The sequence below is a fragment of the Clostridium sp. chh4-2 genome (assembly GCF_002899675.1).
Taxonomy (GTDB): Bacteria; Bacillota; Clostridia; order Lachnospirales; family Lachnospiraceae; genus CHH4-2.
In genome coordinates this window covers 55,152-68,410 of sequence record NZ_PKUU01000008.1, presented here as the reverse complement: position 1 = coordinate 68,410, position 13,259 = coordinate 55,152, and the positions used below count along the sequence as shown (strand labels likewise).

Sequence of the window (13,259 nt, the reverse complement as noted above, 5' to 3'; positions counted from 1 at the left end):
TTACATCTTGATATTTATAACTTTTTATCCCATAGAAAGAATTTATAACCGATTTCGAGTACAACAAAAAGGACTGCCAATGCCATTTTCCATTACCATCCGGTATGCAGCCCTTCATTATTTGGTTTATTCCTAATTTACTGCGCTTTTCCTATCTTCAAAGGATAGTTAATATCCGTATCCGCAGAAGTCACGTAAACCACCTTCACTTCATCCCCGCTGTCCTTACTAAGAGCGCCCTCTTCCATCTCACAGTTATCCTTCATAAAGGAGACCTCCTCTCCTTCGCCGTCTTTGACAATAAAAGTGCTCATCGCATTGGAAACAGTGACTCCAGTGGCAGTTTTTATCTCGTACTGCACCTGGGGATTCAAGGTAACAACTAACTGTACGCCCTGCAGATCCTCGCCTTCCACCGTACCGGAATAGGCGATCGCAATCTTCTGCCCCGGCTTAATCGTAGTGATCTCTTCTAAAGGCACACTGGTCGTAAATATATTGTAATCATTGCCGTTATCCGTCCTGATGGTAATGGATTCCGAATAGTCGGAACCGTCGATTACGGTGCCTCTTAAAATGCCGCAGCCCTCTGATTCCTCCGTCTTTTTTTCTGCTAATGTTTCTTCTATCTCCGCCATGGAAACGGACTCGGCTGCTGCGGTTGTTTCCATATTCTGTGAACTGCCCGCCTGTTTAGAGCCCTGACATGCAGTCATGCTCACCACTGCGGAAGTCATAAGCACTGCCAGAAGTATGCGGGGATATCTATATCTATTATTAAACCATTTCATAGTGTTCATTTCCTTTTTTACCGAATTTCTCAAGTATCATTTTAAGTATAACACTTGGCTGCAAAAACTGCTATTAATTTCCGCTGTCAAATTTATGAAATTTTATAAATGTTGAACAGGTCTGAACAATTGTGGTACACTGTAATAAAATTTTCGTAATTGTTCAGTACACAATTACGAGCAAAAATCCATGCGAAATCGCCTGCGGTGATGGGATTTTTGCCTGCTTTTCCAAGTTTTACTACGGTCAGCGCAGTAAATGCGCAGACCTACTGAACAGTTACAAATTTTCCATTATTTTATGAGAAAGGTTCTGGCTCTATGAAAAAGTTCCGATTCAAGTATTTATTCACAATATTTGCAGTGTTTTTGATCTATGTGATCCTGGGCTGTCTGATTCCGTTTATGCACCCTAAGCAGGTAGGAGATTCTTTTAAATCCTCTTTTGATGCCGCCGCGTTTTATAACGATACAGGCGGATACAGTCTGGACAGGGCCGCCGTGGTTGAAACCAGCATGGACGCGTTAAATTCCAGAATACAGATGATTCATCAGGCCAAAGAACGCATTGTGCTGTCCACCTTTGATATCCGCGCCGGGCAAAGCTGCGATGACATCTTTTCCTCTATTTTGGAAGCCGCAGACAGAGGGGTGAACGTTCAAATTCTGGTGGACGGTCTGTACGGAAGTCTCCACATGAAAAACGAGCCCATTTTTTATGTACTGGGCGCCCATCCTGATATCGAAATCAAATTTTATAATATTCCGCATGTGCTGAAACCATGGACCATTCACGGGCGCATGCATGATAAATACATTTTAGTGGATGATAAACTGCTTTTGATGGGCGGACGGAATACCTTTGATTACTTCCTTGGGGAATACAACATGAAGAATCTCAGCTATGACCGGGATGTGCTCATCTATAATACCGGTTATGAAAATAAAGAGGATAAATCCAGCGCCGTATGGCAGACCGACGCCTATTTTCAGAATATGTGGAACTCCTCTTATTGCGAAACGGTTTTTGAACATCCGTCAAAATCCATGAAGAAAAAAATGGAAGCTGCAAAATCAGAATTAAAAAGCCACTATCAGTCCCTGGCCGGGGCCCACCCGGAATTGACGGCTCCGGATTATGACTATACGGATTCCACGCTCCCCATTAAAAAGGCGACTTTAATCTGGAATCCCACTCATATCATGGGAAAAGAGCCCTGGATCTGGTATCAGCTGGAATCCTTGATGAAACAGGCAAAAGAACGGGTTTACCTTCACACTCCCTATGCGGTGTTCAGTGAAGATATGTATCAAGGGATGGCCGAGACAGCCGCAGCAGTTCCCGACTTTAAAATGATGTTAAATTCCGTGGCCGTGGGCGATAATTTTATGGCTTCTTCCGATTATATCCATAATAAAGGCCGCATACTGGATACCAACGTCACCATTTATGAATACAATGGCCCCCACTCTTCCCACGGAAAATCCATGCTGATCGATCATGACCTCTCTCTCATCGGTTCCTACAACCTGGACATGAGAAGCACCTATGTGGATACGGAAACCATGCTGGTGATCCATGGGGAAGAATTTAACAAACAGCTGGAAAGTCACATTCTGAACCTTCAAAATGACTCCGTACTTCTGGCTCCGGACGGAACCGTAACTGAGGACGATCTGCATAAGGTGAAAGAAGTGCCAAAAATGAAAAAAATCCTGTTTTCCGTCACTTCCAGACTGTTTCAGCTGATTCACTATCTGATATAATGAGATGGAGCCGGGCGTTTTAATGTTCCCGCTATCTTACATCAATAAAAAAGGAGAACTATCTATGCTAAAACATATTGTATGCTTCGGAGATTCCAACACTCACGGTTTTCGTTCCGTCAATCAAAGACGCTATAATGAGGACATCCGCTGGACACAGCTTCTCGCCAAATCTTTGGGAAATGAATATTTGGTGATCGAAGAAGGACTGAACGGAAGAACCACCAGTTTTGAAGATCCCGTCTCTGAAGGCAAATGCGGCGTCAATTATATCCTGCCATGTCTCCAAAGCCATGCGCCGGTAAATCTTTTAATCATTATGCTGGGAACCAACGATACAAAAGAACGCTTTGGCAGTTCGGCGGCCTGCATCGGCATGGGACTGAAACGGCTGATCGCCAAGGCTCAATCAGTGGAAGGATGCTGGTTTAAGGATACTCCCAACATCCTGGTTATTACTCCTAAAAGCATTGACAAACGATATGAAACCAGACAGGTATTACAAACTATGGGACGGGGCTGTGCAGAAAAATCGCAGATGCTGGCCGGCGAATATGAAAAAATTGCCCGGCTGATGAACTGTCACTATCTGGATGCCAATGAAATCGTTAGTGAAACAGATGAGATCGACTATATACATCTGACAGAAAAAGGACATCAGGAATTGGCCGCCGCTCTGTCCAAACTGATTCCGAAATTAATATAAAAGTTCACATTTTTTTCAAATCTGCCTGATACACTACTATAACATGTTTGAAAGTTAGGAGATTAAGATAATGGTGTTAAGAACAATATTCGCCGCTCTTGCGGCCTTGACGGCTGTCGCCCCTATGGTGTCAGCCGGTCCGGCAGATTCTTTTCAGAAATATAATCGTCCGCCGTCTGCGAATGAAGATTCTGCGCTCAGGACATTTGCCGTGGGCCCCGGACTTGTAAATCTCTCTCCCGGAGATTCCTATGCCACCTATCAATGGGGCTTAAAAAATGACGGAGAATTCCAGATGATCGAACTCATCGACCATTTTAAATATGCCAACGGACTGTACCACGCAATCACCGGCGACCCTTCGGTCAGCCTTCCTAACCCAGTGGGTCCTGATTCCGTAGAATTGAGAAAAACACATGCTGTGGCCGGAGTGGATATCAATATCCGGCCGGCCTGGGATCTTTATAACAGTGCCGAATCCAAACGGGATGTGATTGTAGCGGTCATTGATACAGGCATCGATACCAGCCACCCCGATTTACAGAGTTCTTTCTGGATCAATGAGGACGAAATACCGGGCGATGGAATTGACAACGACGGCAACGGATATATCGACGATGTCAGCGGCTGGAACTTTTACGGCAATAACAATACTATTTATAATGGAAAAGAGGATACTCACGGCACTCACGCGGCCGGAACCATTGCCGCGTCCAAGGACAACGGTGGAATCGTGGGCATTGCCGACAACAGCCATATCAAAATCATGCCGTTAAAAGTCCTGGGCGGTGAAAATGGTTCCGGTGATCCGGCTTCAGTCATCGAAGCCATTCATTATGCCGAAGCCAACGGAGCCTCTATCTGTAATCTCAGCTTTGGCTCCTCCTCTTACAGCGAAGAGCTGGCTCAGGTGATTCAGGCTTCCCCTCTCCTCTTTGTGGTCGCCGCAGGCAATGGCGACGCGATGGGAGTGGGATATAATATAGACCAATATCCCGTTTATCCGGCTTCTTTTCCATCGGACAATATCATCGCCGTAGGCAATCTGCTGTTCGACGGATCGCTGGATTCCAGTTCCAATTACGGAACCGCTTCTGTGGATATCGCCGCACCGGGCACTTATATTCTCAGCACTTCCATTGAAAACAGTTATGCATTTATGAGCGGAACCTCCATGGCCGCTCCCATGGTCACAGGTGCAGCAGCCATGCTCTATTCTTACCGCACCGATATCAGCCTGGCCGACGTAAAAAACATCCTTCTGGCCTCCTCCAGAAAAATGGATGCGCTGTCAGGAAAAGTGGGCTGCCAGGGCATGTTAGATGTTTATTCGGCTTTTATATATTAAGATCCGGCTTTTTATCTCTTAATTCCCGTTTGAATTCTGTAAATAATTAGCCATGGATTATTAAGGGAAAAGAAATACATCTTCCAGATTTTTCCGATACAATAGAGACAATAAAGGAGGTATGTATTATGAATAAAATAACAAAACGAAGCGCATTTGCCGCTGTCATCGCAGCCGGTGCCATCACCTTATCCGCCTGCAGCCAGGCCCCGTTCCCGGACACCATTAAAGTACAGAATACGGAAAATCAGGTAATTACAGTCCAAAGTACGGAGACAGTAAAGGTAGTTCCCGATATGGCCGAGATCACTTTGGCCGTCTATACCCAGGCAGCAGACGCAAAGACATGCCAGGATCAAAACAAACAGGATCTGGACAAAACTCTTGCCGTACTGGAATCCGCAGGAATTGAAAAGACTTCTATCCAGACTTCCAACTATGGTCTGGACCCCGTCTACGACTGGAACAGCGGAAAAACAATCACAGGATATGAGATGAATACCAATATCACAGTTTCCGACCTTCCGATCGATCAGGTAGGCGGACTGATTACCAGCTGTGTTGACGCCGGAATCAACCGCATCCAATCCGTAGATTATCTTTCCAGCAAGTATGATGAAAGCTACCAGGAAGCATTAAAGAACGCTATGGCCTCCGCCAAGTTAAAAGCTCAGGCGATTGCGGAAGCAGGCGGCGCGTCTTTAGGCGGCGTTGTTCACGTAGAAGAATACTCATCCAGCCAGCAGGCCCGCTATAACGGATATCAGCGAAGCGCCGCTATGGAATCTGCAATGGACACGGCCGCTTCCATCGCAGTCGAACCCGGCCAAATCGGAATCGAAGCCCGAATTTCCGTAAACTATGAGATCATAAAATAAAAATTACACTAAATTGTTATTTAACGGATTTGTGAAAGATACGCCCAGAATCGGGAGGTGGAGCCGGGAGAGGCAGGTCGGAGGAGCCGTCCGGGCCGGGGAAGGAAGTATGCAGCCGTATGGGATTCGGGATTCGCCCCTAAGAACTACTAAGGCCCGTAAGAACAGAACGAGGCAGGCCAGCGCCATTCGCAGTGAACTCTTTATGACTTCGCTGCTCAGCGGCGCTTTAAAAACTGAGACGGAAATCAGTTTTTACCTGCCTCGTTCTGTCCTTACGGGCCTAAGTAGTACTAAAGGGGTTCCATACGATCCCATACGGCTGCATACTTCCTTCCCCGGCCCGGACGGCTCCTCCGACCTGCCTCTCCCGGCTCCGCCTCCCGATTCCGTGCTGGTTTTCGCTAGCTTGGTTAAAAACAATTTTGGTGCGTAGGTATTTATGTAGAATCACATTTACATAGATCGTTAAGGGATTTTCAGAAATGACTTCGGGTTTTACTTTAAACGTCAAGTCATTTCGCAAAATGACCTCACCCTTTACATTAAATGGTGAAGGCATTTCTGAAAAAGACTTAACGGTTGATATAAAAATTTACTCTCCCATCCGGCAAATCTTTTTTTCCTCAGCTAGCCAAGCAACAGCCGGAAAGAAGGGGAAACCTGGGCGGGCGGCGGAACTGATAAGAGATAGGGGATCGTTTGCAGACCCTTAGAGGTACTTGGCCGGCAGAAACGGAAAAAGGCAGACAAATACTGAATACCGAATCAGTATTTGAGGCGCTCTTAGAGCGATACGCCCACTTGAGCAGTGAAGTCATCAGGAGTTCACAGCGAATGGGCGCCGCTCTGCCTTTTTCCGTTTCTGGCGGCCTTAGTACCTCTTAGGGTCGAAACTCGAATCCCCTATCTCTTATCAGTTCCGCCGCCCGCCCAGGTTTCCCCTTCTTTCCGGCGTACTTTAGTTAACTAAATAAAGATTTTACATGATGCCGAATAATTTATAAAAAAGCCAGATAACGCTGCATCCTGACAAGGCGATGGCGGAGACGATGATAAGCATAAATAGTGCAACGGATATCTGCATCGCGATCATGAGCAGCAGCGGGTGTTTTTTTAACAGGCGTTCTAATGGCGTTTCTACGAATAATAATAATTTCTCTGCCATATCTGATCCCTTCCTCTCTATTTCTGATTACATCATACCGTGATTGCCAGTAAAGATTCTATATGAGACATTTGCAATGATGTAAACATAATATAAAGAGTTTCAGTCTGTTTTCAAAGCTGACACAGTCTCGCTTATCATGATATTCAAGATGTTCTTATTGTTCGGCTCAATGCGGCCTGTCTGCCGCAGATCGATTCCCAGCACGGCATAAACTATGCCCGCTCCCGCCACAGGCATATACCTGGCCTGGGCGCCGGGAAGGGTATCTGTGGTTTTGCCCGCTTTATGCTTGTTTTTATAAACCCATTCGGCCACTGCCCTTTCGTCGCTTTTTGCGAACATCGCTTCGCTTTCGGCTTTATCTTCGGGCGGGTAAACGCCCACCTTTTCTAAATGGTTTTTAGAGGAGACAGCGCTGTAAATGATCACGTGGCAGTGCAGCAAACCCGAGGCCTGTATTCCCAGAATCTCCAATTTTTCATCATCATTTTCCGCCTGTCTCAGCCTGTGGCTGATATTCATCAGCGCCTGCATCTGGCCGGACTCTTCTTCTGAAATCATCGCTTGTTTTTTCAGCCGGGAGGCCATGGAATTGGTGATTACCGCGCAGATGGTCATTGCTGCAAATGCGAAGGGATAGGCGGCAGCATAGGAAAAAAAGGAATATCTGGGTTCTACAAAAAAGAAATTGTACATGAGTACCAAAAAAGCGGCGGCCCCTGCCGCAATTCCCGCTATCCGCAGCCATTTCTGTGTTTTTTCCCGATTTCCGCCCGTCAAAAACCAGGGTGTTTTCTTTCGCTCATCCATGACTGCGCCGCTGTCGGGGATCACATAGATATCCATATTAGGAACGGCTTTGATCAGACGGTCGATTAAGGTCTGTTTCAGATAGAACAGGCTGCGTTTTCTGACCGTCCTGCCGATCACAATTTTAGAAACTCCGCTTCGCCTGGCGTATCCGGCAATCTGTTTTGCAATATCGTCTCCATACACGGTAATCGCGTTGGCTCCAAACTGCTTTGCCAACGCAATGTTATCTTCCAGCGCTTTTTCGAATTTGCCCTCCATATCTTCCATGCCCTCTGTTTTCACGACAATGGCGGTGAGGGTTCCATGAAATGCATCGGCCATTCTGGCGGCCGTTCGTATTACCTTTTCATTGGACGGGGCTGAGGACACGCAGACCAGAATATGTTCCGCGGTGAAGTAATCCTTTCCATCCGCTCCCCTTTCCCGGCTCACAGAGCGGTTTACCCGGTCGGCGGTTCTTCTCAGGGCGATTTCTCTCAGCGCCGTCAATTTTTCCAGCGTAAAGAAATTCCCCATAGCCCGGCCGGCCTGGTCTTTTCGGTATACCTTGCCTTCTTCCAGGCGTTTCATCAGGTCTTCTGGTTCTATATCAATCAGCTCTACCTGATCCGCCCTGTCAAACACCCGGTCCGGTATCCGTTCCTTTACCCTCACATGGGTAATGGACGCTACGATATCGTGAAGGCTTTCCAAATGCTGAACATTTACCGTGGTATACACATTGATTCCGGCATCCAAAAGCTCCTGGATGTCCTGATACCGCTTGGAATGGCGGAATCCCTGGGGATTGGTATGGGCCAGTTCATCCACCAGCACGATCTGCGGTTTCCGGATCAAGGCGGCGTCCAAATCAAATTCCCTGAGCCGGATTCCTCTGTACTCCAGATACCGGGGTGTAAGAAGTTCCAGCCCATCCATTAAAGCCAGCGTTTCCGGCCTTTCATGGGGTTCAATATACCCTGCTGCCACATCCACGCCTGCATTCAGGTCATCTCCGGCCGCCTCCAGCATGGCATATGTTTTCCCCACCCCTGCTGCATATCCGAAAAATATCTTCAATTTTCCTTTTCCGTCTGAGTTCTGCCTTGGAAAATGTTCCGCCAATATTTTATTAGGATCAGGCCGTTCTTCCATGTGTTTTCCTCCCCTGCAAAAGTATGCTAACCTTTTAAAATGCCGTCCAACGCCAGATTCACTTTCAGCACATTTACCCTGGGTTCTCCAAAGATCCCGAAGGTTCTTCCTGTGGAATACTGTTCAATCACTGATTCCACATCATTTTTTGAAATGCCTCTGGCTTTGGATATTCGTTCAACCTGATATTCGGCTGCTGCCGGTGATATCTCCGGGTCCAGGCCGCTGCCGGATACGGTAACCAGATCGGAAGGAACCGGCTGCCCTTCTTTTTCCGGATGAGCGGCTTTTATCCTTTCTACCCTTTCGGCAATCATGGTCTCCAATTCTTCTCCTGCAGGACTTTTATTGGACGGCCCCGCATACAATACCGGATTGCCTTCCTCATCCGTATATGTGGAAATATCCGCATTCATAGGCCTTCCCCACAAGTAAGTATCCGATGTAAATTCCTGCGCCAGCAGTTCGCTTCCATATTTTACACCGTCAATCTCAATAATAGAACCTTTCGCCTGTTTCTGAAAAAACACCTGGGAAATTCCGGACACACAAAGCGGATAAATCACGCCGCATATCACGGTTAAAACCAGAAAAAATGCAAATGTTTTAGGAATTACCGATTTTATTAATTTCATTCTCTCCACCGTTTTGCCGCTGTAAGCGGCATCCTCTCTTCTTAATTCACCGGTTCTTTTAAAAGAACCCTGCGCCCACCAGCATCATATCAATTGCTTTAATCGCAATAAACGGAATCACAATTCCTCCGAGCCCATAGACCAAAAGGTTTCCTGCCAGCATCTTGGCCGCCGGCACTTCCCGGTATCTTACGCCTTTTAAGGCCAAAGGTATGAGGGCAATGATAATCAGCGCATTGTAAATGATAGCTGAAAAGATCGCGCTTTGGGCGCTGTGAAGCCTCATAATATTGAGCGCCGCCAGCCCCGGATAGATACCGATAAAAAGCGCCGGGATAATTGCAAAATACTTCGCAACGTCATTGGCAATGCTGAATGTGGTAAGAGAACCCCGGGTCATCAAAAGCTGTTTTCCGATTTTAACGATTTCAATCAGCTTGGTAGGCGAAGAATCCAAGTCCACCATATTCCCGGCTTCCTTAGCAGCCTGGGTTCCCGTATTCATGGCTACTGCCACATCGGCCTGAGCCAGAGCTGGCGCATCATTGGTTCCATCCCCTGTCATCGCTACAAGATGACCTTCCGTCTGAAATTTCCGTATCATATCCAATTTGCCTTCCGGCGTAGCTTCCGCCAGAAAATCGTCCACCCCTGCTTCTGCTGCAATCGAAGCGGCTGTCAGCGGATTGTCTCCGGTGATCATAATTGTTTTGATCCCCATCTTGCGCAAATCGGCAAATTTTTCTTTTACGCCTTGTTTTACAATGTCTTTTAACTCAATTACTCCTAATACCCTGCCGTTTTTTGCCACTACAAGGGGAGTTCCTCCCTGGCCGGCCACTTTTTTCACTGTCTCTTCGCATTCCCGGCTGAATTTCCCACCGCAGGAGACCACATAATCCCTCACCGCATCGGCCGCTCCTTTACGGATCTCCATATCCTGACAATTGATTCCGCTCATCCTGGTTTTGGCGGTAAACGAAACAAATTCCGCTTTAAGTTCTTCCATGCTGCGGCCGCGGAGGTTGAACTCCTCCTTAGCCAGAATCACAATGCTGCGGCCTTCCGGGGTTTCATCTGCCAGCGAAGACAGCTGCGCCGCATCCGCAAGTTCCTGCTCTGAATTGCCGTCCACCGGTAAAAATGCATCCGCCTGCCGGTTTCCAAGAGTGATTGTACCCGTCTTATCCAGCATCAGTATATCCACATCGCCTGCCGCTTCAATGGCCCGGCCGCTCATGGCCAGCACATTGGCCTGGTTTAAACGGCTCATGCCTGCAATTCCTATCGAGGATAAAAGCGCTCCTATGGTGGTCGGAGCCAGACATATGAACAAGGCCACCAGTGAAGTTACTGAAGTTGGATTTTCCATTCCCTTCTGGCCTGCTGAAAAGATGGAATAACAGTACAAGGAAACGGTTACCAGTAAAAAGATGACGGACAATGCGACCAGAAAAATCTGAAGCGCCAGTTCATTGGGCGTCTTTTTTCTGGAAGCTCCTTCTACCATGGCGATCATCTGATCCATGAAGCTTTCGCCCGGATTGCTGGTTACCTTTATGACCAGCCAGTCCGAGATCACCGTAGTTCCCCCTGTCACTGCACTCCTGTCGCCACCGCTTTCCCGGATAACCGGCGCTGATTCACCTGTGATGGCGCTTTCATCTACGGAAGCAGCTCCATCCACCACGTCGCCGTCCGCCGGAATCTGTTCTCCTGCGGTTACCAGCACCAAATCGCCTTTTCTCAAGCTAGCGGACGGCACTTTCTGAATCTCATTTTTAAACTCTTTTGCTGGGATTTTAGACGCCATCACATCTTTTCTGGAAGCTCTGAGGGCATCCGCCTGAGCCTTTCCCCTGCCTTCCGCAATCGCCTCGGCGAAGTTTCCGAACAGATCGGTAAACCAAAGGATTGCTGCAACTCCAAATATGAAACCCGATCCGGTATCCTTCACACTGGCCAATGAAAGTATAAATAATACGGTAGTCAAAATCGCGGATACATAAACCAGAAACATGACAGGATTTTGAATCTGCACCTTAGGATTCAGTTTTGTCACCGAATCTCTCAGGGCCCTGCCCAATATCTGCCTATCCATAAATATGTTATTTTTCGTTTTATTCATAGCATATTTCCTCCTATGGCTTTTATAATGTCATTTCGTAAATGCGCAGACCTGCTGAACAGTTACGTCATTTCTAAAAATTCTGCAATCGGCCCCAATGCCAGCGCAGGGAAAAAGCTGAGCGCCCCTACTAACAGAACAATAACAATCAGCAGAAAGATAAACATGGCATTATGGGTTGGCAGCGTGCCTTCGCTGGCAGCCACTTTCTTTTTGGCCGCCATGCTGCCCGCAATGGCCAAAGTTGCAAACATTGGCAGAAAGCGCACAAACAGCATAACAAGGCCGATGCTGACGTTAAAAAATGGAGTGTTCGCATTAAATCCTGCAAATGCGGAACCGTTGTTTCCGCCTGCCGATGAATAAGCATAAAGTACTTCTGAAAGCCCATGGGCTCCGTAATTGTTTAAGCTGTCCACGGTTTCCGGGAAAACCGCTGCGATACCGCTGCCCACCAGAATGGCAGCCGGGGTGGCGATACAGACGAGAACCGCCATTTTCATCTCATACGGCTCTATCTTTTTGCCCAGATATTCCGGCGTACGCCCCACCATCAGCCCCGCTATAAAAACGGTCATAATGGCAAATCCCAGCATTCCATAGAGCCCGCAGCCCACTCCTCCGAATACGACTTCGCCAAGCTGCATCAAAAGCATGGTAACCAGACCGCCGATGGGCGTATAGCTGTCGTGCATGGAATTTACAGATCCATTGGAAGCTGCGGTTGTAAATGCAGCCCAGGTGCTTGAAGCCGCGATCCCAAACCGGGTCTCTTTTCCTTCCATGTTGCCTCCCGCCTGGCCGTCGGTCCCCATATAAACGGCTCCATTCTGGGCCAGCTGCGGCGTACCGTTCTGTTCATTAAAACCGATAATGGCCAGGGCCGCCGCCAGCAATATAAACATGGCAAGGAAGATTGCCCTTCCCTGGCGCTTATCTTTAATATTCCTTCCAAATGTAAAGCACAGGGCCGCAGGAATCAACAGTATTGAAATCATCTCAAACACATTGCTCAGCGGGTTGGGGTTTTCAAATGGATGTGCGGAATTGACGCCATAGAAACCTCCTCCGTTTGTCCCCAGCTGCTTGATCGCGATCTGGCTTCCTGCCGGGCCTAACGGGATCACCTGTTTTGTAACGGTTACCGTGGTTCCGTCTTCCTGCTCCACTTCCATCGGTTCCAAAAGAGCCACCTCATCATATTGTTTAAAGCTCTGCGGCACTCCCTGTGAGATGATAACCACAGAAACAATCAGGGAAAGAGGAATCAGCACATAGAGGATCACCCGGGTCACATCCGTATAAAAATTTCCCAGCCCCTTTTGTTTTACCCGGACAAATCCGCGGATCAATGCGAACAGCACTGCGATTCCCACCGCTGCGGACACGAAGTTCTGCACATTCAGCCCGACCATCTGGGAAAAATAGCTGAGCGCCGATTCTCCTGAATATGCCTGCCAGTTTGTATTAGTCACAAAGCTGGCCGCCGTATTAAAACCCAGATGCCAGGACGTGCCGCCGATTCTTTCCGGGTTCAGAGGAAGGTATCCCTGAATCATCAGGATCAGCCACAGCGCAGCCAGGCTGATAACGCTGAATGCACCTGCGCAGACCGCATATTTTTTCCAGTTCATTTCCTCATCACGGTCTATTTTCAACATTTTATAGATTCCGTTTTCTACCGGGAGCAATACCTTTGACAGGATTATCCTCTCCCCATTCATCACTTTTCCTATGTAACTGCCCAAAGGAACTGCAAGCAGTACCAATATCAGACAGTAAATCACCATTTGAATGATCACGTTCATGATTATTACCTCCTTTTTTGATATCCGTATGTTACCATGGGGTACTATAAAGATTCTATAAGGCAGTTTCCGTTTGGTAT

General features: G+C 47.5%; 10 protein-coding genes. 4 read left to right on the top strand and 6 right to left on the bottom strand.

Annotation, left to right across the window (positions count from 1 at the left end):
* Positions 1–137 precede the first annotated feature (137 nt).
* Positions 138–791, bottom strand: coding sequence for a hypothetical protein (locus C0033_RS10280; protein WP_103227780.1), 654 nt, complete (start codon positions 789–791; stop codon positions 138–140).
* 321 nt (positions 792–1,112) lie between these two features.
* Here C0033_RS10280 and C0033_RS10275 point away from each other — a divergent pair, with 321 nt between their 5' ends.
* The 4 genes from C0033_RS10275 to C0033_RS10260 all read left to right on the top strand — a co-directional run bounded on the left by C0033_RS10275 (position 1,113) and on the right by C0033_RS10260 (position 5,490).
* Positions 1,113–2,558 (top strand): phospholipase D family protein, encoded by a 1,446-nt coding sequence (locus tag C0033_RS10275; protein ID WP_103227779.1) that lies wholly within the window; start codon positions 1,113–1,115, stop codon positions 2,556–2,558.
* A 64-nt stretch (positions 2,559–2,622) separates the two neighbouring features.
* On the top strand, positions 2,623–3,264 hold the full coding sequence (locus C0033_RS10270) for an SGNH/GDSL hydrolase family protein (protein ID WP_103227778.1): 642 nt from the start codon (positions 2,623–2,625) through the stop codon (positions 3,262–3,264).
* Positions 3,265–3,334: 70 nt separating this feature from the next.
* Positions 3,335–4,612 (top strand): S8 family peptidase, encoded by a 1,278-nt coding sequence (locus C0033_RS10265; protein ID WP_242984467.1) that lies wholly within the window; start codon positions 3,335–3,337, stop codon positions 4,610–4,612.
* Between the two features lie 128 nt (positions 4,613–4,740).
* Positions 4,741–5,490, top strand: coding sequence for an SIMPL domain-containing protein (locus C0033_RS10260; protein ID WP_103227777.1), 750 nt, complete (start codon positions 4,741–4,743; stop codon positions 5,488–5,490).
* 982 nt (positions 5,491–6,472) lie between these two features.
* Here the strand turns inward: C0033_RS10260 and C0033_RS10245 are convergent.
* The 5 genes from C0033_RS10245 to kdpA all read right to left on the bottom strand — a co-directional run bounded on the left by C0033_RS10245 (position 6,473) and on the right by kdpA (position 13,182).
* Complete coding sequence (locus C0033_RS10245; RefSeq protein ID WP_103227774.1) at positions 6,473–6,658, bottom strand: hypothetical protein; 186 nt, start codon at positions 6,656–6,658, stop codon at positions 6,473–6,475.
* A gap of 102 nt (positions 6,659–6,760) precedes the next feature.
* Positions 6,761–8,608 (bottom strand): DUF4118 domain-containing protein, encoded by a 1,848-nt coding sequence (locus C0033_RS10240; RefSeq protein WP_103227773.1) that lies wholly within the window; start codon positions 8,606–8,608, stop codon positions 6,761–6,763.
* A gap of 26 nt (positions 8,609–8,634) precedes the next feature.
* Positions 8,635–9,243 (bottom strand): potassium-transporting ATPase subunit KdpC, encoded by a 609-nt coding sequence (kdpC, locus tag C0033_RS10235; protein WP_103227772.1) that lies wholly within the window; start codon positions 9,241–9,243, stop codon positions 8,635–8,637.
* 58 nt (positions 9,244–9,301) lie between these two features.
* Complete coding sequence (gene kdpB / locus C0033_RS10230; protein ID WP_103227771.1) at positions 9,302–11,371, bottom strand: potassium-transporting ATPase subunit KdpB; 2,070 nt, start codon at positions 11,369–11,371, stop codon at positions 9,302–9,304.
* 62 nt (positions 11,372–11,433) lie between these two features.
* A complete protein-coding gene (gene kdpA, locus C0033_RS10225) occupies positions 11,434–13,182 on the bottom strand; it encodes a potassium-transporting ATPase subunit KdpA (protein ID WP_103227770.1) in 1,749 nt (582 codons plus the stop codon).
* Positions 13,183–13,259: the final 77 nt, after the last annotated feature.

Coding starts and splice junctions, on each gene's coding strand:
- C0033_RS10280 (WP_103227780.1), bottom strand. CDS start 791: ATGAAATGGTTTAATAATAGATATAGATATCCCCGCATACTTCTGGCA.
- C0033_RS10275 (WP_103227779.1), top strand. CDS start 1,113: ATGAAAAAGTTCCGATTCAAGTATTTATTCACAATATTTGCAGTGTTT.
- C0033_RS10270 (WP_103227778.1), top strand. CDS start 2,623: ATGCTAAAACATATTGTATGCTTCGGAGATTCCAACACTCACGGTTTT.
- C0033_RS10265 (WP_242984467.1), top strand. CDS start 3,335: ATGGTGTTAAGAACAATATTCGCCGCTCTTGCGGCCTTGACGGCTGTC.
- C0033_RS10260 (WP_103227777.1), top strand. CDS start 4,741: ATGAATAAAATAACAAAACGAAGCGCATTTGCCGCTGTCATCGCAGCC.
- C0033_RS10245 (WP_103227774.1), bottom strand. CDS start 6,658: ATGGCAGAGAAATTATTATTATTCGTAGAAACGCCATTAGAACGCCTG.
- C0033_RS10240 (WP_103227773.1), bottom strand. CDS start 8,608: ATGGAAGAACGGCCTGATCCTAATAAAATATTGGCGGAACATTTTCCA.
- kdpC (WP_103227772.1), bottom strand. CDS start 9,243: ATGAAATTAATAAAATCGGTAATTCCTAAAACATTTGCATTTTTTCTG.
- kdpB (WP_103227771.1), bottom strand. CDS start 11,371: ATGAATAAAACGAAAAATAACATATTTATGGATAGGCAGATATTGGGC.